Source organism: Mesorhizobium sp. P2_C7 (assembly GCF_056404515.1).
In genome coordinates this window covers 210,754-233,389 of record NZ_JBFUDW010000002.1, presented here as the reverse complement: position 1 = coordinate 233,389, position 22,636 = coordinate 210,754, and the positions used below count along the sequence as shown (strand labels likewise).

Here is a 22,636-nt window from a genome sequence, read left to right as displayed (position 1 = left end):
ACTTTACGCTCGAGGGGCATATGGAAAAGGCCGAGGCGGTGAAAAAGCGGGCGCCGGTGAAGACGCGGCGGCCGCCGGTCGGGGCGTCGCCTGGCACGCTGATCGCCGATCCGGCGGCGCGGCGCTCGGAACTGCGGCTGACCCTCATCTCGCCGCAGAAATTCAAGACCATCGAAAATGCCAGCATCGACGACCTGAACACCCATTGCGACAAATGGCCGGTCATCTGGCTCGACTGCACCGGCCTCGCCAACATTCCGCTGATTGAGGAGATCGGCCGCATTTTCAGCCTGCATCCGCTGGCGTTGGAGGACGTCGTCAACACCGGCCAGCGGCCGAAGGTCGACTTCTTCGAGGATCATGCCTTCGTCGTCGTCAGGATGATTGATGATGTCACGTCGCACCGCTACGAGCAGATCGCCGTCTTCTTCGGCAACAACTTCGTCGTCACCTTCCAGGAGCGTGAAGGCGATCCGTTCAATCCGGTGCGCAAGCGCATCGAGAGCTCGGCGCCCAACCGGTTGCGCGCGCGCGGCGCCGACTACCTCGCCTACGCGCTGATCGACGCTGTCGTCGACAGCTATTTCCCGCCGATCGAGGCCGCAGGCGACATGGTCGACGGCATCGAGGACGAAATGCTGCACACGACGCACAAGCATCAGATGCGGCAGCTGCATGAATTGCGGCGCGATGCCAATGTGCTGAAGGGGGTGCTGTGGCCGATGCGCGATGCGCTGGCAACGCTGATCCGCAACGACGTGCCCTATGTGAAGGCTGAGACCAAGATCTTTCTCAACGACACGCTCGACCATTCGCTCAGGCTGATCGAACTGGTCGAAACCCAGCGCGACATGCTGACCGGCCTGATCGAGATGCATCTGTCGCTGAGCCAGGCGCGCACCAACGACGTCATCAGCTACCTCACCATCGTCTCGGTCATCTTCATGCCGCTCACCTTCCTGGTCGGCATCTGGGGCATGAATTTCGATCCGGAGTCTTCGCCCTGGAACATGCCGGAGCTGAAAGCCTATTATGGCTATCCGGCATCGTTGCTGTTCATGGCGCTTGTCGCGTTTGGGCTGATCGCCTTCTTCAAATGGAAGAAATGGCTATAACAAGGATAAAACCTGTCATTTTGGGCTGAAAAGCCGGCTTGTGAATTGGGCTGGTGTTTTCTCGGGAATTGCACTATACGCGCCGCAGCATAGCGCTATGACGCTTTGCTTGCACCGGCCCCTGCTGGACGACATCCCGGCTGAGGGCGACCCGTTTCCTCAAACAGATAAGGAAAAACACGATGTCGATTACTGCCGAGCGCAAACAGGAATTGATGGGTGAATTCGCAACCGCCAAGGGCGATACCGGGTCTCCGGAAGTCCAGGTGGCCATCCTTTCCGAGCGCATCAAGAACCTGACCGACCATTTCAAGGACCACAAGAAGGATAACCATTCCCGCCGTGGTCTGCTCGCTCTCGTCTCCCAGCGCCGCAGCCTGCTTGATTATCTCAAGCGCAAGGACGACGCGCGCTACCAGACGCTGATCGAGAAGCTCGGTCTGCGCCGTTGACGAATTGACCGGCGGGCTTTCTTCGGAGGGCCCGCCGGTCGCGCATTCTGCCAGTCGTATCGACTGGCCAGACCCGGTTTCGAGCGTGCAGAGGGCCACTCGAAACCGCCCATGGACGGTCATGGGGCAGGATTGCAGGACGCTCGCGCGCTCGCCGCGCTGAAATCACCCGAGCTTCCCGTTGTCTTGCCCGTGGCTGCCCGAGAAAGGAAGCCAGGGAAAGGGCATCCGCGCACCGTGAAACGGCGCGGCCCTTTCCGCTTATTAAGGACAAGATATGTTCAATCACCACAAAGTGGAAATCGAATGGGGCGGTCGTCCGCTCATCCTCGAAACCGGCAAGATCGCGCGCCAGGCCGACGGCGCGGTGCTCGCGACATACGGCGAGACCAAGGTTCTCGCCACCGTCGTTTCGATGAAGGAGCCGAAGCCAGGTCTCGATTTCTTCCCGCTGACCGTCAACTACCAGGAAAAGACCTACGCCGCCGGCAAGATCCCAGGCGGCTATTTCAAGCGCGAAGGCCGTCCGAGCGAAAAGGAAACGCTGGTTTCCCGCCTCATCGACCGCCCGATTCGCCCGCTTTTCGCCGCTGGCTACAAGAACGACACCCAGATCGTCGTCACCGTCGTCCAGCATGATCTCGAGAACGATCCCGACATTCTGTCGATCGTCGCCACCTCGGCGGCCCTGACCCTTTCGGGCGTTCCCTTCATGGGTCCGATCGGCGGCGCTCGCGTCGGCTACATCAACGGCGAATACGTGCTCAACCCGCATGTCGACGAGATGCAGGAATCCAAGCTCGACCTCGTCGTCGCCGGCACCACCGACGCCGTTCTGATGGTCGAGTCCGAAGCCAAGGAACTTGGCGAAGAGCTGATGCTCGGCGCCGTCATGTTCGGCCACAAGGGCTTCCAGCCGGTCATCGACGCCATCATCAAGCTGGCCGAAGTTGCCGCCAAGGAGCCGCGCGACTTCACCGCGCCGGACTATTCCGCGCTCGAAGCCGAAATGCTGAAGATCGTCGAAGGCGAGCTTCGCGATGCCTACAAGAACATCGACAAGCAGAAGCGCTACGCCGCCGTCGACGCCGTCAAGGCGAAGGTCAAGGCCGCGTTTGCTCCGGCTGAAGGCGAAGACGCCAAGTACACGTCCGAGCAGATCGGCGCCGTGTTCAAGGAACTCCAGGCCAAGGTCGTGCGCTGGAACATCCTCGACACCGGCTCGCGCATCGATGGCCGCGACCTCAAGACGGTCCGCAAGATTGTCTCCGAAGTCGGCGTCCTGCCGCGCACCCACGGTTCGGCGCTGTTCACCCGCGGCGAGACCCAGGCGCTGGTCGTTGCCACGCTCGGCACCGGCGAGGACGAGCAGTATGTCGACTCGCTGACCGGCATGTACAAGGAGAAGTTCCTCCTTCACTACAACTTCCCTCCCTACTCCGTCGGTGAAACCGGCCGCATGGGTTCGCCGGGCCGCCGCGAGATCGGCCATGGCAAGCTCGCCTGGCGCGCCATCCGCCCGATGCTGCCGAGCGCTGACCAGTTCCCCTACACGCTGCGCGTCGTTTCGGAGATCACCGAGTCCAACGGCTCGTCGTCGATGGCGACCGTCTGCGGCACCTCGCTGGCGCTGATGGATGCCGGCGTGCCGCTGGCCAAGCCAGTTGCCGGTATCGCGATGGGCCTGATCAAGGAAGGCGAGCGTTTCGCCGTTCTCTCCGACATTCTTGGCGACGAGGATCACCTCGGCGACATGGACTTCAAGGTCGCCGGCACCGCCAACGGCATCACCTCGCTGCAGATGGACATCAAGATCGACGGCATCACCGAGGAGATCATGCAGATCGCGCTTGGCCAGGCCAAGGACGGCCGCCTGCATATCCTCGGCGAAATGGGCCACGCGCTCTCCGGCGCGCGTTCGGAACTCGGTGAGTTCGCGCCGCGCATCGAAGTCATGCACATCCCGACCGACAAGATCCGCGACGTTATCGGCTCGGGCGGCAAGGTCATCCGCGAGATCGTCGAAAAGACCGGCGCCAAGATCAACATCGAGGACGACGGCACGGTCAAGATTGCTTCGTCGAACGCCAAGGAGATCGAGGCGGCGAAGAAGTGGATCCACACCATCGTCGCCGAGCCGGAAGTCGGCGAGATCTACGAAGGTACAGTCGTCAAGACCGCCGACTTCGGCGCTTTCGTCAACTTCTTCGGCCCGCGTGACGGTCTCGTCCACATCTCGCAGCTTGCCAACGACCGGGTCGCCAAGACCTCGGACGTCGTCAAGGAAGGCGACAAGGTCTGGGTCAAGCTGATGGGCTTCGACGAGCGCGGCAAGGTCCGCCTGTCGATGAAGGTCGTCGACCAGGCCACCGGCAAGGAACTCGCCCGCGACAAGAAGACCGAAGGCGAAGAAAACGCCGCCTGATCGGCCTGAAATCGTAAATCGAAGCGGGCGCGGCTTATGTCGCGCCCGTTTTCATTTTCAGCCCGTCTTTTCATTCTCAGCCCATCTTTTCATCCTCAGATTGTCAAGACAGGCCTCGTTTCGAGATCGAACAATGTCCGCCGAGCCGCTGAAGACGCTTTTTCATCCCTTCGAGGCCGAGGCTGTTCCTTTGCCGGGAAAGGGCGATCGCGCCTTGTTTCTCGGCGCTGAACCGGGCTTTCGCTCCCCCGAAGGCTTCGAGGCCTCACTTCACCTCGTACAGGGCTTCCGGCCGCATTTTCGCGCGTTGCAGGCGTCTGGGCTCATCGTCACCGCTCAGGCCGAAGGTGGTGGCTTCGACATGGCACTTGTGCTTGCCGGCCGGCATCGCGGGCTGAACGAATTGCGCCTCGCTGAGGCGCTCGAGCGGGTGGCGCCTGGCGGCTTGATCGTCATTGCCGGCGGCAAGGACGACGGTATCGCCAGCCTGCGCAAGCGCGTCGGCGAACTGGTGCCGCTCGAGGGGCATCTGCCGAAGTATCACGGCATTGCCTTCTGGTTTCGCCGTCCTGCCGATCCGGCCGCTACGCAAAACCTGCGCGCCGCCAATCCCGCTCTGCTTGTTGAAGGCCGGTTCCGCACCGCGCCCGGCATGTTTTCGTTCGACCGGATCGATACCGGCTCGAGATTGCTGGTCGAGAACTTGCCCAATGATCTGCGTGGCAGCGTTGCCGATTTCTGCGCCGGCTGGGGGTATGTGGCTGCCGAGATAGCCGCCCGGGCGCCGGGCATCTCGGCGCTCGACCTCTATGAGGCGGACTTCGCCTCGCTCGAAGCCGCAAAGCTCAATCTGGCAGCGGTTGGTCAGTCGATCACCAGGGAATTCTTCTGGACTGATCTGCTGAAGGAGCCGGTCGAGAAGCGCTACGACGCGATCGCCATGAACCCGCCCTTTCACCGCAGCCGCGCGGCCGAGCCTGAGATCGGCGCCGGCATGATCCGCGCGGCGGCCAAGGCCCTGAAGCCCGGCGGGCGGCTGTTCATGGTTGCCAACCGCCAGCTTCCCTATGAGCCGGTGCTGTCGGCTGCTTTTTCAAGCCATGCAGAGCTCGCCCGCGACGGCATGTTCAAGGTGCTTGTCGCGCGTCGTTAAAGCTTGATCCCGAAAAATGGGAACCGGTTTCGAAAAAGATCATGCTCGAGAGAGCAGATGCGGCGCCGCGTTCAATGCAGATTGGCGACGCGCCGCGTCTCGTCGGTAACGTGAGCGTCACCGACCCTGAACCTGAGTGGCGCCGGCCTGCCGAACAGGTAGCCTTGCACCACTTCGCAGCCGGCTGCCCTAAGCAGCGTCGCCTGGCTTTCGGTTTCGACACCTTCGGCGATGATGCTGACGCCAAGTGCGCGCGAAAGCCCGACGATGGTCGAAACGACTGCGCCGGAGCTAGAGTCGGTGTCGAGGCGGCTGACGAACGAGCGATCGATCTTCAGCTTGCCGAACGAGAAGTCGATCAGGTAGCTCAGATTGGAATAGCCGGTGCCGAAATCGTCGACGGCAACCGAGATGCCCATGTCTGCCAACTCCTTCAGGATGGTGGCGGCGCGGTCGCGGTCCTGCATCATCGCCGTCTCGGTCACTTCCAGTTCCAGCCGCGACGGCTTGATGCCGGTGCTGGTCATGGTGTCGCGCACGATACCGACGAAGTCCTTGGTCATGAACTGCACGGGCGAGATATTGACGGCGACGAAGCAGTCTTCGGGCAGATGGCGCGCGTCGCTGCAGGCCTTGCGCAGCACCCATTCTCCGATCGGACCGATCATGCCGGTTTCCTCGGCGATCGGAATGAACTCCATCGGCGGGATCATGCCGCGTTCGGGATGCCGCCAGCGGATCAGCGCTTCATAGCCGACGATGCGGCCGGTCGGGAGATCGAGCTGCGGCTGGTAGTGAAGGTCGAAGTCGCCCCGCTCGAAGGCAACGTTCAGCTCGGATTCGACCCACTGGCGATGGTCGGCGACCCTGCCCATTTCTGCGTGGAAGACCGACCAGTTGCCGAGGCCGCTGGCGCGCGCATTCTGCAGTGCCAGATTGGAGCGGCGCAGGATGAGGACGGGATCGACACCGTCCTTTGGCATCGCCACGATGCCCACCGACAGGCTGACCGATTGCATGTGCGTGCTGAGCTCATAGGGCTCCATCATCTCGTCGATGAGCCTCTCGATGGCACTTTCCAGTGACCCTGACACCTGATTGTCGGGGAGGAGGATTGCGAATTCACCGGCGCCGATACGTCCGATCACCGCGCGTTGCGGCAGGCAAGTCTTCAATCGCTTGGTGAACTCACGGATCAACTCGTCGCCCTGGCTGTAGCCGATGGCGTCGTTGATCTGCTTGAACCGATCGATGTCGATGTCGATGAGGAACACCGGCTCGCCGGTCCGGCTCGTCGCGCATGCCGCCTCGGCGATCTTGCCGACCATCGCCGGACGTGCCAGCAGGCCGGTCAGCTTGTCGAATTGGGTTTCCTCGAAGACGAAATCCGCCGATTCATCGACGCCGGCGAAGAAGGACATCGCGGCCACCGACGCCGCCAGTGCGCACAGGGCGGCCATCATCGCGACCATCATGTCCGCCGATATGCCGGCAAAACTATCGCTGAGACCGTGCTTCAGGCCCCAGAGTCCGAGGACGAAACTGCCGATACCCGAGCTTGCTATGGTGAGCAGCCGGAACACGGGTGTTCGCTTCGGGTTGCTGACGGCCGACATTGAAAGGTCCCCAGAGTACAGGGCTTTCTAGCGGATATGTCCTTAAAATGAGTTTCCGCGAATGCGTCCAATTTTATTGGACCGGAAGTATTTCATGTGCGGACTAAAGCGCGTCGCTTCGAAACGGATTTCGTCGGCGCATTTTAAGCTTTTGTTTTATGCGCATCGCCGTCCCAAAACCGCTGCGCACTTTTGGGCGCCATGCATTAGTCTCGCCCGTTATCGGTCTGCTTCAATTCATCGAGCGTCGGCATGGAAACGATGTGATAGCCGGAATCGACATAGTGGATTTCGCCGGTAACGCCCGAAGACAGATCGGACAACAGATAAAGCGCGGAACCGCCGACCTCGTCGATGGTCACTGTGCGGCGCAGCGGCGAGTTGCGCTGCTGGTAGGAGAACATGTGGCGCGCATCGGAAATCCCGGCGCCGGCGAGCGTGCGCACAGGTCCAGCCGATATTCCGTTCACCCGGATGCCGCGCGGACCGTAGTCGTTGGCAAGGTAACGCACACTGGCCTCAAGCCCGGCCTTGGCGACGCCCATGACATTGTAGTTCGGCATGACACGGACCGAACCCGCATAGGTCAGCGTGATCATCGATCCGCCGTCCTTCATCAAGGCGGCCGCATGGCGGGCGATCTCGGTGAAGGAAAAGCAGGAGATCACCATCGTGCGGACGAAATTGTCTCTGCTGGTGTCAGCGTAGAGGCCCTTCAGTTCGTTCTTGTCGGAAAAGCCGATGGCGTGGACGACGAAATCAAGCCCGCCCCAGGCATTGCCCAGGGTCTCGAAGGTGGCGGCGACCGAAGCGCTGTCCTCGACGTCGCACGGCACGACCAGCGAGGCGCCGAGCTTGTCGGCGAGTGGCTTGACCCGGCGCCCGAAGGCGTCACCCTGATAGGTGAAGGCAAGGTCCGCTCCATGTTCGGACAATTTCCGGGCGATGCCCCAGGCGATCGAATGATCGTTGGCGACACCCATGACGAGCCCGCGCTTGCCCTTCATCAATCCGTCCATGGCCGCCAGTCCTTATGAAAACAACGCTGGCCTTATGCGGAATAGCGCTGGAAAATGAGCGTTGCGTTGGTGCCACCGAAGCCGAACGAATTTGACAAAACAGTGTCGATCTTGGCGTTGTCGATGCGCTTTCGCACGATTGGCATGCCCTCGAATTCTGGGTCGAGGGTCTCGATATGGGCGCTTTCGCCGATAAAACCGCCCTGCATCATCAGGATCGAGTAGATGGACTCCTGCACGCCGGCGGCGCCCAGCGAGTGGCCGGTCAGCGATTTCGTCGACGTGATGTACGGCATCTCTTGGCCGAAAACCTCGCGGATCGCGGCCATTTCCTTGGAATCTCCCACCGGCGTCGACGTGCCATGGGTGTTGATGTAGTCGACCGGTGCGGAAACCGTCGCCATCGCCTGGCGCATGCAGCGGACCGCGCCTTCGCCGGATGGCGCCACCATGTCGAAGCCGTCCGAGGTCGCGCCGTAGCCGACGATCTCGGCATAGATCTTGGCGCCGCGCGCCTTGGCATGTTCCAGCTCTTCCAGCACCAGCACGCCGGCGCCGCCGGCGATGACGAAGCCGTCGCGATTGGCGTCATAGGCGCGCGAGGCGGCGGATGCACGGTCGTTGAATTTCGACGACATGGCGCCCATGGCGTCGAACAGGTCGGACATCGTCCAGTCGAGGTCCTCGTGGCCGCCGGCAAAGACCATGTCCTGCTTGCCCCACTGGATCAGTTCGTAGCCATTGCCGATGCAATGCGCCGAGGTCGAGCAGGCCGACGAGATCGAGTAGTTGACGCCGTGGATCTTGAACCAGGTGGCAAGCGTTGCCGATGCGGTCGACGACATCGCTTTCGGCACCGCGAACGGACCGATGCGCTTGGGGCTGCCGTTCTTCAGCGTGATCTCTGCCGCCTCGACGATGGTGCTGGTGGATGGTCCGCCCGATCCCATGACGATGCCGGTGCGCTCATTGGTGATGTCGCTCTCGCTGAGGCCGGCATCCGCGATCGCCTGATCCATGGCGACGTGGTTCCAGGCGGCACCTTTCGACAGGAAGCGCATTGCACGACGATCGATCATGGCGGATGGATCGAGCGTTGGCGCTCCCCAGACATGGCAGCGAAAACCATGCTCGGCAAAGGAATCGGAGAAGCTGATGCCGGATCTGGCGTCATGCAGCGAGGTCTGAACCTCGTTGGCATTGTTGCCGATCGACGACACGATGCCGAGGCCTGTGACTACGACACGTCTCATTCGCAACTCCTTCCAGGGGTCAGCCGGTGATGCCGGTCAGCCGACCGCCGACTGCTTGGACAGACCGACCTTCAAATCCGTTGCCGCGTATATGGGTTCGCCATCCGCCTTCAGCCAGCCATCGGCAATGCCGAGCACCAGCCGGCCGCGCATCACGCGCTTGAAGTCGATCCCATACTCGACCTTTTTCACCGAGGGCGTCACCATGCCCTTGAATTTTACCTCACCTGTCGACAGCGCCATTCCCTTGCCGGGTTCGCCGAGCCAGCCGAGATAGAAGCCCGTCAATTGCCACATGGCGTCGAGGCCGAGGCATCCGGGCATGATCGGATTGCCGATGAAATGGCAGGCAAAGAACCACAGGTCCGGCTTGATGTCGAATTCCGCGCGGATGAAGCCCTTGTCGAAGGCGCCGCCCGTCTGGCTGATCTCGGTGATGCGGTCGAACATCAGCATGGGCGGATAGGGAAGCTGGGCATTGCCCGGTCCGAACAGTTCGCCGCGGGCGCAGGCCAGCAATTCGTCGTAGTCGTAGCTGGATTTCGAACCCGCCATCAATTTCGTCCCCACATCGTTCCGGGCTATCGGGCGCCCCTTGTCGTTGGTTTCCTAACACAATCTGTTTCAGGCCGGAAACCGGCGTTTGCGCTTAACCTGCTCGTCTGCTCGGGTCAATGCGCGCTATTGATCGCATTCGGACGACAGAATATATGTCAGCAGGGGTCCGGTTTCGGCAGACATTCATTTTTTTGCCATTCTGGGCGTGTCTTAGGGCGGAACTGTGGGGTTCGACGAGAAGATGGGCCTGGACGGTCGGAAGGAAAATGTCGCTGTGGACAAGCGGGTCCGTGAAGCCGGCCTGAGGCCGACGCGCCAGCGCATTGCGCTGGCCGACCTGCTCTTCGCCAAGGGCGACCGCCATCTGTCGGCCGAGGAACTGCACGAGGAGGCGGTCGCCGCCGGCGTGCCGGTGTCGCTGGCCACCGTCTACAATGCCCTTCACCAGTTCACCCAGGCGGGCCTGTTGCGCATCCTCGCCGTCGAGGGCGCGAAGACCTATTTCGACACCAACACCTCCGACCACCACCATTTCTACATCGAAGGTGAAAACCGCATATTCGACATCGACAGCGGTCCGGTGACGGTTGCCAACCTGCCGGAGCCGCCGGAGGGGATGGAGATCGCCAATGTCGACATCGTGGTGAGGCTGCGCCACAAGCGCTGCGAATGAACGGCGCCGCCTGAATAAACGGCAAGGCCGGAATGATCGGCCAAGAATGATCGGCCAGGAATGAAACCCCTCGACCTGACAATCCGGTTCGAATGGGCCATCGTTGCGGTGGCTGCCGTCGTCTTCTACGCTTCAACTGGTATAAGCTGGTGGCTCTTCGGATTGCTTATCCTGGCGCCTGACCTGTCTATGTTCGGTTATCTGGCGGGGCCGCGCGTCGGTGCCCTGGCCTACAACGCCTTGCATATCCTGATCGTGCCCGTGCTGCTGCTGCTGGCCGGTCACCTGTCCGGCAAAGCGACCGCGACGGCGGTTGCATTGATCTGGATCGCCCACATCGGCGTCGATCGTGCGCTGGGCTACGGCCTGAAGCTGTCAACCGGCTTTCAGGACACGCACCTTGGCCGTATCGGCCGCTAGTCTAAGCAGCTGTTTGGAAACTCTTTGGTCCGGAACGATCGTGGTCAAACGGTCAAAAGATCAGTCCTTGACCCGTTCACCGGGATAGGCGCCCCAGACAAGCGACTGAGCGAGCCAGCCGGTGTGGCCCTCGAACGTCATTTCGCACCACTGGCCGTCGCAGGACTTGATCGTGCCCATGACGCCAGGCTCGACCATCGCGACCACCCTTGCGTCCTGTTCAGGGCTGTTGAGAAGGTTCACCTGGGCGCCCTTGCCGCGCTGCCACGGGGCGACGATCGCGGTGCGCCGGCCGGAAAGCAGCGACTGGTTGATCCAGCCCTCCGAACCGTCGGCGTCGCGCACGCGGCGCCATGTATCGAATTCCTGGATGATCTCCATCGGCAGGCCGGCCTTCATATACATCCAGTCGACCGAGTAGTTGGCGCCGGGGCCGACGCGCGAGTTGACGCGGCCGGATTTCAGGCTGACGAATCGGGGCAGCGGCAGACCGCTCGGGCCGAGCGTGACGACGCTCTGGGCAGGTGCTGCCGCACTCTGCGCCGCGGCAAGCGGAGAATGAAGCAGAGCGCCGAGAAATGCTGCACTGAGGGTCAGGCGAAGCGACGCGAAACCAGACACTTTCATTCCTTTCGGCGCTTGCCTTGGCGCCCCTTTTTCTTTGTCTTCGGCGGCACCGCTTGTTACATGGGGTAATCGGCACCGCGACCGGCTTTCAGTTTCGCCGGTCTTGGTTAAAGAGGTCTCAACGAGATCGGGGTACGAGGAAACAATGGTAGGCAAAAAGAAGCCTCTCGTGGTCATCACGCGAAAGCTGCCCGATCCGGTCGAGACCCGCATGCGCGAACTGTTCGACGCCCGGCTGAATGTCGAGGACAGGCCGATGACGCAGCCGGAACTGGTCGCGGCGGTCAAGGAAGCCGACGTGCTGGTGCCGACGGTGACCGATCAGATCGACGCGGCGCTGATCGCCCAGGCCGGCGACAATCTCAAGCTGATCGCCAATTTCGGCAATGGCGTCGACAAGATCGATGTCACGGCGGCGGCCAAGAAGGGCATCACCGTCACCAACACGCCCAATGTGCTGACCGAGGACACTGCCGACATGACCCTGGCGCTGATGCTGGCTGTGCCGAGGCGGTTGGCGGAAGGCGCCAATGTGCTCACCGGCGACAAGAAATGGGCCGGCTGGTCGCCGACCTGGATGCTTGGGCGCCGCATCTGGGGCAAACGGCTCGGCATTGTCGGCATGGGGCGCATCGGCACCGCAGTCGCGAGGCGCGCCAAGGCCTTCGGCCTGTCGATCCACTACCACAACCGCCATCGCGTGCTGCCGGCCGTGGAAGACGAGTTGGAGGCGACCTATTGGGAAAGCCTCGACCAGATGCTGGCCCGCATGGACATCATTTCGGTCAATTGCCCATCGACGCCGGCGACCTTCCATCTGCTTTCGGCGCGGCGGCTGGCGCTGCTGCAGCCCACGGCCTATGTCGTCAACACCGCACGTGGCGACATCATCGACGAAGAGGCGCTGGTGAAGATGATCCAGGACGCCAAGCTCGCTGGAGCCGGCCTCGACGTCTACGAGCACGAGCCGGCACTGAACGGCAAGCTGCTGAAGCTCGCCGCAAAGGGCAAGGTCGTGCTTCTGCCGCATATGGGCTCGGCAACGCTCGAAGGCCGCATCGACATGGGCGAAAGGGTCATCATCAACATCCGCGCATTCGTCGACGGCCACCGGCCACCGGATCGCGTGCTGCCGCTCAGAACCTGACGCCAGCCTCCGAACGAAAGTCCAGGCTTACGCAAGGACCTTGCGCATGGTGATCGAGGTCGGCCTGATGTAGCCCTCATGCGCCGTCCGTTCGGTCTCGTGAAACCCGAGGCGGGCAAAGGCGGCATGGTTTCCGGTCAGCTCGATCCGCGTCTGAAGTTCGACCGCAGCCTTGCCGCGGCTGCGGGCAAGATCCTCGACCGCCAGCATCAGCCGCCGGCCAATGCCTTGTCCCTGACAATCCGGCGCCACGGCAAGCTTGCCGACGTAAAACTCCGCTGTCCTTTCATGGGCAAAAACGCAGCCGACGATCCTGTCCCCCTCGAACGCCACGAAGCCGAGCTCCTGCCGCGCCTTGTCGCGCAAGGTGTCGGCGGTCAGCAGGTGCGCCGAGGAGGGCGGGTCGATGACACCGTCCATGGTGGCGAATGCGTGCATGATCAGTTCGAGCATATCGTCCCAATGGTCGAAATCGGCCGGGATCCTCATGACGGTGACAACTTCGGTCCGATCCACGATGTCAGCTTCTCTTGTAGCGGATCGTATCGAACCGCGCGGCCAGGCCATCATAGAGCAGCAGCCGGCCGACCAGCGGCTCGCCGATGCCGGTGATCAGCTTGATCGCCTCCATCGCCTGCAGCGTGCCGACGACACCGGTCAGCGCACCAAGCACCCCGGCCTCGGCACAGGACGGCACCAGGCCAGGCGGCGGCGCTTCCGGAAACAGATCGCGATAGCCCGGATTTGGCATCCCGTCCTTGCCGTCTTCGAACGGCTTCAGCACGGTCACCGAACCATCGAAGCGTCCAACGGCGGCGTGCACCAGCGGTTTCCTCTCGCTCGCGCAGGCGTCGGCCACCGTATAGCGGGTTTCAAAATTGTCGGAACCGTCGACGACGATGTCATAACGGGCGACGAGGGCAGCGGCGTTGTCCGCGGTCAGCCGGAACGTATGGGTCTCGACAGCGGTGTTGGGATTGATGCGCGCGATTGCCGCCTTGGCGCTATCGGTTTTCAGCATGCCGACGGTGTCAGTGCCGTGAATGACCTGGCGCTGCAGGTTGGAAAGCGACACGGTGTCATCGTCGATCACGCCGAGCGTGCCGACCCCGGCGGCGGCAAGATATTCGAGCACCGGCGCACCCAGCCCGCCGGCGCCGATCACCAGCACCCGCGCCTGCTTCAGCCTCTGCTGGCCGGCGCCGCCGACCTCGGGCAGCACGATGTGGCGGGCATAGCGTTCGATCTCTTCGTCGGTCAGGGCGGCAGCGGTCATTGCCGGACCATATAGCGGCTGAAAAACCTTGTCAGGAGCCAATGCATGTCGCCCAAAGGTGTAAAGCGGTTTTGGGACCAACGACATGCATAAGGCCGATGCATGTCGCCCAAAAAATATGAATCGGTTTTGGGGACAACGACATGCGTAGACAAAGATCTAGATCGTTGGCCCAACCGTGCCGTGGTCGACAGTCAGGAATTGCGCACGTCCCTTGAGACTGGAAAACAGCGCCGCATCGGTTCCGGTCATGAACGCCTGGCAGTTCAGGTCTTCGAGGATGGAAAACAGCGCCGCGCGCCGCCCGCCATCCAGATGCGCGGCGATTTCGTCGAGCAGCAGGATCGGTGTCATGCCAGACATCTCGCCGGTCAGCCGGGCGTGTGACAGGACGATGCCGACCAGCAGCGCCTTCTGTTCGCCTGTCGAGCAGAGCTCGGCCGGCATCGCCTTGGGACGGTGCCGAACCACAAGATCCGAACGGTGCGGTCCCTCGAGCGTGCGCCCGGCGGCGCGGTCGCGGTCACGACCTTCGGCAAGCGTCCGGCGGAACCGCTCCTCGACGTCGACCGCCGGCGCGATGGCAATCTCGGCCTCAAGCTCACCCGAAAGGCCGATATCGGCCTGCGGAAACGGTCCGGTGTCGGGCAGCCTGTCGATCATCGCGGCCAGCAGGCGCACCATCTCGGCGCGTGCGGCGGCGATCGCCACACCGGTTTCGGCCATTTGTGTCTCGATCGCGTCGAACCAGCGGTCGTCCCGGGAGCCTTCAGTAAGCAACCGATTGCGGCCGCGCATCGCCTTTTCGTAGTCGATTGCGCGCTGGCCGTGGCCGGGATCGATCGCCAGCACCAGCCGATCGAGAAAGCGCCGGCGATCCGCGGCTGGTCCGGTGAACAAGGCGTCCATCGCCGGCGTCAGCCACACCACGCGCAGCCACTCCAGCATCTCCTCGGCCGATCGCGCCGAAGCGCCGTTGATACGCACCCGCCTGCCGCCTTCGCCGGCACTGTCGCCACCTGAAATGCCCGTACCGATCTCGACCTCGCCGTCGGGCCCATCGAGCCGGGCGTGCAGGGCAAAGCCGCCGTCGCCGCCTTCGCGCGCGACATCCGCGTAAGGCGCGCGGCGCAAGCCGCGTCCCGGAGTCAGCAAGGAGATCGCTTCGAGAAGGTTGGTCTTGCCCGCACCGTTATCGCCGGAAAAGACCACGGCACCCGGCGCCAGGTCGATCGCCAATCCCGCATAGTTGCGGAAATTAGTAAGTGTTAGCTTACTTATGTGAGTCTGTGCCGGCAACCGCTATCCGCCTATAGAGCGGTTCGTCGTTTCAAGGAAACGCAGACCTGCTCTAACTCTTTGTTTTGACGCAATTCCGGGCGGAAAACCGTTTCATATTTTTCCTGGAATTGCTCTGGAAGTCGCCGCAACCATAATTCTCGCTGCCGGTCCAGTCGCGGGCCTGATTGGTGACGCCGCGCCGGCTAGACCCGCATCGGCATCAGCACGTAAAGCGCGGTCTCGTCGGCCATGTCGTGGATCAGAGTCGGCGAACCCGCGTCGGCCAGCATGAACTTGGCCTCCGTGCCGGTCAGCTGCGCGGCAACGTCGAGCAGGTACTTGGCGTTGAAGCCGATCTCGATTGGATCGGACGAATAGTCGGCGGCCAGCTCCTCGGTGGCGCTGCCTGAATCCGGATTGTTGACCGCAAGCGTCACCTGACCGTCGCTGATCGAAAGCTTCACCGCGCGGCCGCGTTCGGAGGAGATGGTAGAGACGCGATCGACAGCGGCGGCGAAACTCTGGCGGTCGATGATCAGCCTCTTGTCGTTACCGGTCGGAATGACCCGCTGATAGTCCGGGAAGGTGCCGTCGATCAGCTTCGAGGTCAAAACCACGCTGCCGATGGTGAAGCGGATCTTGGTGTCGGACAGTTCGGTGGTGACCGCGACATCCGGATCGTCGACCAGCTTCTGCAGCTCGCTCACGGTCTTGCGCGGAATGATGATGCCCGGCATGCCCTCGGAACCCGCCGGCGCGTCGATCTCGGCGCGTGCCAGGCGGTGGCCGTCGGTCGCCACCGAGCGCAGCTTCAGCTTGCCGCCGACCTCATGCGTGTGCAGGTAGATGCCGTTCAGATAATAGCGCGTCTCTTCGGTGGAGATGGCGAACTGGGTCTTCTCGATCAGGCCCTTCAGGGCAACCGAGTCGAGACGGAAGATATGCGAGAAGGATCCGGCCGAAAGCTCGGGGAAATCGGATTGCGGCAGGCACTGGAGGCGGAAGCTTGAACGGCCGGACGTCACCGTCATGGCGTTGCCATCCTCGTCCGTCTTCAGCATCACCTCGGCGCCGTCGGCGAGCTTGCGCACGATGTCGTAGAGCAGATGTGCCGGAACCGTCGTCGCCCCGCCGCGCTCCACCTTGGCGGGCGTCGCTTCCGTCACCTCCAGGTCGAGGTCGGTCGCCTTCATTTCGAGGCTGGCGCCCTCGGCGCTGAGCAGCACGTTGGACAGGATCGGTATGGTGTTACGCCGCTCGACGACACGGTGGACGTGGTTGAGCGACTTCAGGAGATTTGACCGTTCCAGGATAACACGCATGACGAAACAGGCTCGCTTGAATGAATGACGGGTCACCAGTAAGCGGCGCCCCGCGAAAGGTCTGAACAGGCTCAGAATCTGCGTAAACTGACAGGAAAAAACCAGCAAACGCAAGCCCGCCACACCGGTTCAGGCCGGCTACGCGGGCTTTCTGGGGATAAAGGCCACGAAGTCCGCGAGCCGGTGTCGCAAAACCAAATTCCGGATCGCCCCCAGGCGACACCACGAACCCATTTCGGATCCAGGACCGCACCGGCAAGTCATTGAATTCCGGTGCTGTTCTGGTTTCGTCCTCGCCAGACCGGTCAGGCCTGGTCGTTGATCAACCGCCTCAGGAGCTCGAGTTCCTGCGCCAGAGTATTGTCGTTGCCCGAAAGGTCCTCGATCTTGCGCACGGCGTGCAGCACCGTGGTGTGATCGCGACCGCCGAAACGGCGTCCGATCTCGGGCAGGGAGCGCGGCGTCATCACCTTCGACAGGTACATGGCCACCTGCCGCGGCTTGACGATGGTGCGCGTGCGCCGGTTGGACAGCAACTCGGTCTTCGACACGTTGTAGTGGCGCGCGACGATGCGCTGGATGTCCTCGATACGAACCCGCTTCGGCTCGCCGGTGCGATAGATGTGGCCGAGGATCTCGTCGATCCGGTCGATGGTGATCTGCGGTTCGAAGGACTGGCGGAACAGCAGCTGATTGAACGCCCCTTCCAGCTCGCGTCCGCTGCCGGTCACGGTGCGGGCGACGTGATTGAGGATCTCCTCCGAAATATTGAGCGATGCGTCATCGACCCTCGCGGTGGCAAGGCGCAAGTTGAGCATGCCAAGGCGCATGGCGAAATCGGGCGCCGACATTTCAAGCGCGACGCCGCCATTGAGGCGCGACCGGACCCGCGGTTCGAGCGATTCCAATTCCGACGGCGGCCGGTCGGCGGCAACGACGACTTGCTTGGCGCTGTCGAGCAACATGTTGATCAGGTGGCAGAATTCATGCTGGATCGACTTGCCCTGCAGGAACTGCATGTCGTCGATGATGAGCAGGTCGATGTCGCGCAGCTGTTCCTTGAGCGTCAGCGCATTGTTGTCACGGATCGCGGTGGCAAAGCGCCACATGAAATACTCGGCCGTGAGATAGACGACGCGCGACTTGGGGTTCTGCTTCAGCGATTCCGCGGCGATCGCCTGCAACAGGTGTGTCTTGCCGAGCCCGACGGTTGCGTGAAGGAAAAGCGGGTTGAAGCGCACCGCGCTGGATTGCGATTCCGCAACTGCCTTGGCGGCGGCGAAGGCCACCCGGTTCGACGGTCCCTCGATGAAGGAGCCGAATGTGTAGCGCGGATCAAGCGGCGAGCCGAGCACATTGTGCCGGAACTCGCTCTCGACCGGTGTGCCCGGACGCGGAGCCGGTGCGCGCTCAGTCCGGCCGGGGCTGACAGTGCCGGCGGCGAGCGCCGTCTGCGTCTGCCGCGTCATCTTGGCTCGCGCAGGCGCCACTTCCGGCTCGGCATGGCTGTGCCCCTGGCGGGTCGCCGTCCGCACAACGATCTCGATCTTGAGGAGATCGGGATCCTCCTGCTTCCACAACTCGGAAATGAGGTCGAGATAGTGACCGTTGATCCATGAGCGCAGGAAAGCGGTGGGCACCGAGATGCGGATGATGCCCTTGGAAGCCTCCGCGACTTTCATGCGGCCGAACCAGCTCGAATAAACTTCAGTTCCCAGGCGCGCCTTCAACTGGGTCTTGACCCGATCGAACTTCTGTTCCGCGTCGCTGGACACCGCCATGTCGTTTGCTCCGGTCAAAGTTCCAGGAAATGGGAGGTCGCCCGTAAGCTCCCGTTCGATGCCGCTCTGCATGGTCTTTTCCTTGTCCTTCCGTACCCTGTTTCCACCGGGGGTGCGCCCCTGCACCCGTGTCCCGGCAACTGCGTCTTCGCTACGATGCGTGCTGCCGCCGCAGGCAGATGACATCGCCAATATTCGGGGGAAACCGGTGCCGGCCCATGGAAGCCAGTCCGCGTTGGGTATGTCTGGGCAATACGACACCATCCGGCGAAAAGTGCGCCGGCGCGCCGTCTACCTGCCATGTCTAGTTACGCCAGTCCCCTACCGTATCGAAAAAGACAAACCAAAGCCGTCCACGGACTTGATCCGCGTTGCAAATCCCGCCAATTTAAGCTGGCCGTTACAAGCTGGGTTAAGGCCCGGAGCCCGTCCCTTTCGATAGACCGACATTACCGAAATCGCTGTGGATAGGGCAAGGCCGGGACTAACTGATTTTTAAGGAATCTGGTTAGTGGAGGCGGGTTCGAGTGGCGTGCCGCTACGGCACTTTTTAACAAAGCCATTGTGATTCAAACTCTTTTCCGGCGAATATGAAAAAGCCGGCCCGTCACGAAATTTTATGAAATAATTCGCTTGACAGCGACTTGTCCCCCATCCCCCCGGCCCGATGTGAACAAGCTGTGGACGACTGTCCGCAACTATTTGAAAAGTATAGATTATTTCTGAGTGGCGACTTTTTTCAAGTGAACCCTTTTCAGGGATACCGGCGATCAACCTGCATGGCAGTGCCGGCAAAGCATTTCGAGCCGCCAAAGGGCCGTTTCCGGCCATTCTTTTTAAGTGCTTGCCGGCAAACGAAAAAACCCGGCACAATCGGCCGGGTTCTCAGAACGTCAGTCCAGGACGTGATGTCAGGCAGACAAAACCTTGACCCGCTGGGCCAGTCGCGACACCTTCCGGGACGCCGTGTTCTTGTGGATCACGCCCTTGGTTGCGGCGCGCATCAATTCCGGCTCCGCAATCTTGAACGCAGCCTGTGCGGCAGCCTTGTCGCCGGAGGCAAGTGCCTCTTCGACCTGGCGGATATAGGTGCGGACGCGCGAGCGACGGTTCTTGTTGACCGCCGCGCGGCGTGCGATCTTGCGCGTTGCCTTTTTGGCCGAGGATGTATTGGCCATGATGCCTCTCTTCTGATCTGGTCGGCGCATGCGGGATGCCGCAGGGCGCAAAAAACAAACGGGCAGCCACGGGGCCGCCTCGGTTGGTGCGGCTTATAGTTCAGCTTTTCCGGCGCGTCAACGCTGCCTGGCCTTCTTTTTGGCAGCTATCAAACTGGCGTCAGCGGTTGCTGAAATTCGGCTTCCGCTTCTCGGTGAAGGCCGCCATGCCTTCCTTCTGGTCCTCGAGCGCGAACAGCGAGTGAAACAGTCGGCGCTCGAAGCGCAATCCCTCGGCGAGCGTTGTCTCAAAGGCGCGGTTGACAGCCTCCTTGGCCATCATCACCGATGGCAGCGAGAAGTCGGCGATCCTGGCAGCCGCCTTCAATGCCTCCTCGACGAGCTCGCCGGCAGGCACGACCCGCGACACCAGGCCCGAACGCTCGGCTTCGGCTGCATCCATCATCCGCCCGGTCAGACACATGTCCATCGCCTTCGACTTGCCGACGAAGCGGGTCAGCCGTTGCGACCCGCCCATGCCTGGAATGACGCCGAGTGTGATTTCGGGTTGGCCGAACTTGGCCGTGTCGGCGGCAATGATGAAGTCGCACATCATCGCCAGCTCGCAGCCGCCGCCCAGCGCATAGCCGGCCACCGCAGCGATGATCGGCTTCCGTGCCCGCGTAAACTCCTCCCAGCCGACGAAGAAGTCTTGGCAGTACGCATCCACATAGGAGATTGCCTGCATCTCCTTGATATCGGCGCCGGCGGCGAAGGCTTTTTCGGAACCGGTGATGACCATTGCGCCGATGCCGGCATCGGCGCCGAAACCGTTCACGGCTGCCACCAGTTCAACCAGGATCTGGGAATTCAGCGCGTTGAGCGCCTGCGGCCTGTTTAGCGTGATCAACCCGACCTTGCCGCGCGCTTCGGTGATGATCGTCTCATAGGCCATGACTTGCTTCTCCTCGCTCGCCCATCGTCCAGTTCATCGTTTCACGGAAACGTAGAACCGCTCTAACTCTTTGTTTTGAGGCAATTCCCCGAGGAAAGGCGCTAGGCGCTTTTCCTGGAATTGCTCTAACTCACCGCTGACACGTCCGGCAATAGAAGGTCGATCGGCCGCTCTGCACGATCCGCTCGATGTGGCCGCTACAGCCGGGTTTCGAGCAAGGCTCGCCCTCGCGGTCGTAGACGGCGAAGGAATGCTGGAAGTAGCCCAGCGATCCATCGGCCTGCATATAGTCCCGGAGCGAGGATCCGCCGGCCGCGATCGCATCTGATATCACCGAGCGAATGGCTTCGGCGAGGCGCTCGCTTTGGGCCTGGGCCTTCTTCCCGGGCTTGGCGATCGTGCCCGCCTCGCGCAGCGGCGACAGGCTGGCGCGCCACAGCGCCTCCGAGACATAGATGTTGCCGAGCCCGGCGATCAGTCTCTGGTCGAGAAGCGCTGCCTTCAGCGGTGATCGCCGCCCCTTCATCAATGAGGCAAGCAGCGCGCCGTCCAATGTGTTGCCGGTTGGCTCAACTCCGAGCCCGGCCAGCATCGGATGGACGTCCGGCGGCCCTTCGGCAAACAACATGAAGCCGAAGCGGCGCGGATCATTGAAGATCACGCGCGAACTGGAGCCACCCGCGGATACGACATGGAAGACGACGTGGTCGTGGTTGGAACTCTTCGAGCGGTCGTGGTGGAAGATATCAGGCATGTCGCTGCCATCCGCCGTCTCGATGCGGAATGAGCCCGACATGCCGAGATGGCAGATCAGCACCGGACCGCCTTCAACGTCCATCGTCAGATATTTGGCCCTGCGGCCAAGCGCGGTGATCGTCTTGCCGGTCAGTCGCTGCGAGAATCTTTCGGGAAATGGAAAGCGCAGATCCGGTCGGCGCGCCTCGACACGGGTGATGGTGGCACCTTCCAGAACCGGCTGCAGCCCACGCCGGACCGTTTCGACCTCGGGCAATTCAGGCATGGCCGCCAATCGTCGTATAGAAAGACGTGCCGTAACGGCCGCGTGCCAGCCCAAGATGCTCGGCCACGGTTTCACCGATGTCGGCGAATGTCGTTCTCAGTCCGATGTCACCGCCCTTGAAAGCCGGTCCGGTGCCGATCACCGGAATGCGTTCGCGCGTATGGTCGGTACCGCGCCAGGTCGGATCGTTGCCATGGTCGGCCGTCAGGATGAGAAGATCGCCCTGCCGCAGCCTCGCAAATGCCTCCGGCAGCCGCCGGTCGAAGGCCTCGAGCGCTGCAGCATAACCCGCAACGTCGCGGCGATGCCCGAATTCGGTGTCGAAGTCGACGAAATTGGCGAAGACGAGGTCGCCATCGCCGGCATCATCCATCGCGCCCAGCGCCTCGTCGAACATGGCCATGTTGCCCGCCGCCTTGCGCACTTGCGAAATTCCGCGATGGGCGAAGATGTCGCCGATCTTGCCGATCGCGATGACACGGCTGCCACGCGCCGTCAGCCGGTCGAGCAGGGTCGGCTCCGGTGGCGGCACCGCGTAATCATGACGGTTGTAGGTTCGCTCGAAGGTCGCGGTGGTTTCGCCGACGAACGGCCGTGCAATCACCCGCCCGATCCTCAGCGGGTCAACCAGTCTGCGCACCACCTTGCAGAATTCATAAAGCCGCTCGAGGCCGAAATGGGTTTCATGCGCGGCAATTTGCAGGACCGAGTCGACCGACGTGTAGCAAATCGGCTTGCCGGTACGGATGTGCTCCTCGCCGAACCGCTCGATGATTTCGGTGCCCGGCGCATGACAGTTGCCGAGAATGCCCGGCACCTTGCCCTCGCGAATGATCGACTCGGTCAGATCCGCTGGAAAGGCGGGAACCGTATCCGGGAAATAGCCCCAGTCGAATCGCACCGGCAGGCCGGCGATTTCCCAATGGCCCGACGGCGTGTCCTTGCCGCTCGAAACCTCTTGCGCCGCGCCGTGGAAGGCCGTGGTGAGCAGATCCGTGCCGCTGCTGGCGAAGCCCAGTCCCGTGGCGGTTTCGGCAGCCTTGCCAAGCCCGAGCGAGGCCATGTAGGGGACAAACAGCGGTCCACTGCGAAGCCCTTCGCGATCCGCGCGGCCTTCGGCACAGGCTTCCGTGATGTGCGCGAATGTGTTGGCACCTGCGTCGCCATAGCGGTCGGCGTCGGCCGCCCCGCCGATGCCGAAGGAGTCCAGAACGAAGAGGAAAGCGCGCGCCATCGAATTGTTGCCAGTTTGAACGCCCAGACATAGGGTTCCGCGACTTCGTTGGCAATTCGGAAACCAAACGGCAACGACCAGGCATGATAGTCCGATGCATGTCGCCCAAAAGTGCGCCGCGGCTTTGGGGCAACGACACGCATAAACTGAG

The 22,636-nt window shown here is 62.2% G+C and carries 21 protein-coding genes; 7 read left to right on the top strand and 14 right to left on the bottom strand.

Features of this window, described 5'->3' with window-relative positions; translation table 11 throughout:
- Positions 1-20: 20 nt before the first annotated feature.
- The 4 genes from corA to AC1D2G_RS06075 all read left to right on the top strand — a co-directional run bounded on the left by corA (position 21) and on the right by AC1D2G_RS06075 (position 5,145).
- Entirely contained in the window at positions 21-1,115 is a 1,095-nt protein-coding gene (corA, locus tag AC1D2G_RS06090; RefSeq protein ID WP_095082411.1) for a magnesium/cobalt transporter CorA, read from the top strand.
- Between the two features lie 140 nt (positions 1,116-1,255).
- Positions 1,256-1,567 carry a 30S ribosomal protein S15 gene (gene rpsO / locus AC1D2G_RS06085; RefSeq protein ID WP_269470859.1) on the top strand — a complete coding sequence of 104 codons (312 nt, stop codon included), beginning with the start codon at positions 1,256-1,258 and terminating at the stop codon, positions 1,565-1,567.
- A gap of 277 nt (positions 1,568-1,844) precedes the next feature.
- Positions 1,845-3,992 (top strand): polyribonucleotide nucleotidyltransferase, encoded by a 2,148-nt coding sequence (gene pnp / locus AC1D2G_RS06080; RefSeq protein ID WP_095082409.1) that lies wholly within the window; start codon positions 1,845-1,847, stop codon positions 3,990-3,992.
- A 133-nt stretch (positions 3,993-4,125) separates the two neighbouring features.
- Positions 4,126-5,145: a class I SAM-dependent methyltransferase gene (locus tag AC1D2G_RS06075; protein ID WP_477412679.1), complete on the top strand. Its 1,020-nt coding sequence runs from the start codon at positions 4,126-4,128 to the stop codon at positions 5,143-5,145.
- 71 nt (positions 5,146-5,216) lie between these two features.
- Here AC1D2G_RS06075 and AC1D2G_RS06070 read toward each other — a convergent pair whose 3' ends face one another.
- The 4 genes from AC1D2G_RS06070 to fabA form a co-directional block, all read right to left on the bottom strand.
- Positions 5,217-6,761 carry a putative bifunctional diguanylate cyclase/phosphodiesterase gene (locus AC1D2G_RS06070; protein ID WP_477412677.1) on the bottom strand — a complete coding sequence of 515 codons (1,545 nt, stop codon included), beginning with the start codon at positions 6,759-6,761 and terminating at the stop codon, positions 5,217-5,219.
- 206 nt (positions 6,762-6,967) lie between these two features.
- Positions 6,968-7,780 carry an enoyl-ACP reductase FabI gene (gene fabI, locus AC1D2G_RS06065; RefSeq protein WP_477412675.1) on the bottom strand — a complete coding sequence of 271 codons (813 nt, stop codon included), beginning with the start codon at positions 7,778-7,780 and terminating at the stop codon, positions 6,968-6,970.
- Between the two features lie 32 nt (positions 7,781-7,812).
- Positions 7,813-9,033, bottom strand: coding sequence for a beta-ketoacyl-ACP synthase I (gene fabB / locus AC1D2G_RS06060; protein WP_095082401.1), 1,221 nt, complete (start codon positions 9,031-9,033; stop codon positions 7,813-7,815).
- 36 nt (positions 9,034-9,069) lie between these two features.
- On the bottom strand, positions 9,070-9,588 hold the full coding sequence (fabA, locus tag AC1D2G_RS06055; protein WP_095082399.1) for a 3-hydroxyacyl-[acyl-carrier-protein] dehydratase FabA: 519 nt from the start codon (positions 9,586-9,588) through the stop codon (positions 9,070-9,072).
- A 244-nt stretch (positions 9,589-9,832) separates the two neighbouring features.
- On the opposite strand from fabA, the gene irrA reads away from it, so the two are divergent.
- Together irrA and AC1D2G_RS06045 are read left to right on the top strand one after the other, a co-directional pair.
- On the top strand, positions 9,833-10,264 hold the full coding sequence (gene irrA / locus AC1D2G_RS06050; RefSeq protein WP_477412673.1) for an iron response transcriptional regulator IrrA: 432 nt from the start codon (positions 9,833-9,835) through the stop codon (positions 10,262-10,264).
- Positions 10,265-10,324: 60 nt separating this feature from the next.
- Complete coding sequence (locus AC1D2G_RS06045; protein ID WP_477412671.1) at positions 10,325-10,684, top strand: DUF4260 domain-containing protein; 360 nt, start codon at positions 10,325-10,327, stop codon at positions 10,682-10,684.
- Positions 10,685-10,744: 60 nt separating this feature from the next.
- Here the strand turns inward: AC1D2G_RS06045 and AC1D2G_RS06040 are convergent, their stop codons facing one another.
- The gene (locus AC1D2G_RS06040) at positions 10,745-11,305 is read right to left on the bottom strand and encodes an SH3 domain-containing protein (protein ID WP_095084275.1); all 561 of its coding nucleotides are present in this window, start codon (positions 11,303-11,305) and stop codon (positions 10,745-10,747) included.
- Between the two features lie 151 nt (positions 11,306-11,456).
- Here AC1D2G_RS06040 and AC1D2G_RS06035 point away from each other — a divergent pair, with 151 nt between their 5' ends.
- Positions 11,457-12,458, top strand: a complete 1,002-nt coding sequence (locus AC1D2G_RS06035) for a 2-hydroxyacid dehydrogenase (protein ID WP_477412669.1) — start codon at positions 11,457-11,459, stop codon at positions 12,456-12,458.
- 27 nt (positions 12,459-12,485) lie between these two features.
- Here AC1D2G_RS06035 and AC1D2G_RS06030 read toward each other — a convergent pair whose 3' ends face one another.
- The 9 genes from AC1D2G_RS06030 to AC1D2G_RS05990 all read right to left on the bottom strand — a co-directional run bounded on the left by AC1D2G_RS06030 (position 12,486) and on the right by AC1D2G_RS05990 (position 22,485).
- Complete coding sequence (locus AC1D2G_RS06030) at positions 12,486-12,947, bottom strand: GNAT family N-acetyltransferase (RefSeq protein ID WP_477413052.1); 462 nt, start codon at positions 12,945-12,947, stop codon at positions 12,486-12,488.
- 31 nt (positions 12,948-12,978) lie between these two features.
- On the bottom strand, positions 12,979-13,734 hold the full coding sequence (locus AC1D2G_RS06025) for a molybdopterin-synthase adenylyltransferase MoeB (protein ID WP_477412667.1): 756 nt from the start codon (positions 13,732-13,734) through the stop codon (positions 12,979-12,981).
- 159 nt (positions 13,735-13,893) lie between these two features.
- A complete protein-coding gene (recF, locus tag AC1D2G_RS06020) occupies positions 13,894-15,033 on the bottom strand; it encodes a DNA replication/repair protein RecF (RefSeq protein WP_477412665.1) in 1,140 nt (379 codons plus the stop codon).
- Between the two features lie 185 nt (positions 15,034-15,218).
- A complete protein-coding gene (gene dnaN / locus AC1D2G_RS06015) occupies positions 15,219-16,337 on the bottom strand; it encodes a DNA polymerase III subunit beta (RefSeq protein WP_095082385.1) in 1,119 nt (372 codons plus the stop codon).
- Between the two features lie 305 nt (positions 16,338-16,642).
- Entirely contained in the window at positions 16,643-18,118 is a 1,476-nt protein-coding gene (gene dnaA / locus AC1D2G_RS06010) for a chromosomal replication initiator protein DnaA (protein WP_477305279.1), read from the bottom strand.
- Between the two features lie 911 nt (positions 18,119-19,029).
- On the bottom strand, positions 19,030-19,296 hold the full coding sequence (gene rpsT / locus AC1D2G_RS06005; protein ID WP_095084274.1) for a 30S ribosomal protein S20: 267 nt from the start codon (positions 19,294-19,296) through the stop codon (positions 19,030-19,032).
- Positions 19,297-19,456: 160 nt separating this feature from the next.
- The gene (locus AC1D2G_RS06000; protein WP_477412663.1) at positions 19,457-20,230 is read right to left on the bottom strand and encodes an enoyl-CoA hydratase; all 774 of its coding nucleotides are present in this window, start codon (positions 20,228-20,230) and stop codon (positions 19,457-19,459) included.
- Between the two features lie 130 nt (positions 20,231-20,360).
- Positions 20,361-21,251, bottom strand: a complete 891-nt coding sequence (mutM, locus tag AC1D2G_RS05995) for a bifunctional DNA-formamidopyrimidine glycosylase/DNA-(apurinic or apyrimidinic site) lyase (RefSeq protein ID WP_477412661.1) — start codon at positions 21,249-21,251, stop codon at positions 20,361-20,363.
- Positions 21,244-22,485 (bottom strand): phosphopentomutase, encoded by a 1,242-nt coding sequence (locus tag AC1D2G_RS05990; RefSeq protein ID WP_477412660.1) that lies wholly within the window; start codon positions 22,483-22,485, stop codon positions 21,244-21,246. Before AC1D2G_RS05990 ends, mutM begins: the two co-directional genes overlap by 8 nt.
- Between the last annotated feature and the right edge of the window lie 151 nt (positions 22,486-22,636).

Coding starts and splice junctions, on each gene's coding strand:
- AC1D2G_RS06035 (WP_477412669.1), top strand. CDS start 11,457: ATGGTAGGCAAAAAGAAGCCTCTCGTGGTCATCACGCGAAAGCTGCCC.
- corA (WP_095082411.1), top strand. CDS start 21: ATGGAAAAGGCCGAGGCGGTGAAAAAGCGGGCGCCGGTGAAGACGCGG.
- irrA (WP_477412673.1), top strand. CDS start 9,833: ATGGGCCTGGACGGTCGGAAGGAAAATGTCGCTGTGGACAAGCGGGTC.
- AC1D2G_RS06030 (WP_477413052.1), bottom strand. CDS start 12,947: ATGAGGATCCCGGCCGATTTCGACCATTGGGACGATATGCTCGAACTG.
- dnaN (WP_095082385.1), bottom strand. CDS start 16,337: ATGCGTGTTATCCTGGAACGGTCAAATCTCCTGAAGTCGCTCAACCAC.
- AC1D2G_RS06045 (WP_477412671.1), top strand. CDS start 10,325: ATGAAACCCCTCGACCTGACAATCCGGTTCGAATGGGCCATCGTTGCG.
- dnaA (WP_477305279.1), bottom strand. CDS start 18,118: ATGGCGGTGTCCAGCGACGCGGAACAGAAGTTCGATCGGGTCAAGACC.
- fabA (WP_095082399.1), bottom strand. CDS start 9,588: ATGGCGGGTTCGAAATCCAGCTACGACTACGACGAATTGCTGGCCTGC.
- fabI (WP_477412675.1), bottom strand. CDS start 7,780: ATGGACGGATTGATGAAGGGCAAGCGCGGGCTCGTCATGGGTGTCGCC.
- AC1D2G_RS06000 (WP_477412663.1), bottom strand. CDS start 20,230: ATGGCCTATGAGACGATCATCACCGAAGCGCGCGGCAAGGTCGGGTTG.
- mutM (WP_477412661.1), bottom strand. CDS start 21,251: ATGCCTGAATTGCCCGAGGTCGAAACGGTCCGGCGTGGGCTGCAGCCG.
- AC1D2G_RS06075 (WP_477412679.1), top strand. CDS start 4,126: ATGTCCGCCGAGCCGCTGAAGACGCTTTTTCATCCCTTCGAGGCCGAG.
- rpsT (WP_095084274.1), bottom strand. CDS start 19,296: ATGGCCAATACATCCTCGGCCAAAAAGGCAACGCGCAAGATCGCACGC.
- fabB (WP_095082401.1), bottom strand. CDS start 9,033: ATGAGACGTGTCGTAGTCACAGGCCTCGGCATCGTGTCGTCGATCGGC.
- AC1D2G_RS05990 (WP_477412660.1), bottom strand. CDS start 22,485: ATGGCGCGCGCTTTCCTCTTCGTTCTGGACTCCTTCGGCATCGGCGGG.
- pnp (WP_095082409.1), top strand. CDS start 1,845: ATGTTCAATCACCACAAAGTGGAAATCGAATGGGGCGGTCGTCCGCTC.
- AC1D2G_RS06025 (WP_477412667.1), bottom strand. CDS start 13,734: ATGACCGCTGCCGCCCTGACCGACGAAGAGATCGAACGCTATGCCCGC.
- AC1D2G_RS06070 (WP_477412677.1), bottom strand. CDS start 6,761: ATGTCGGCCGTCAGCAACCCGAAGCGAACACCCGTGTTCCGGCTGCTC.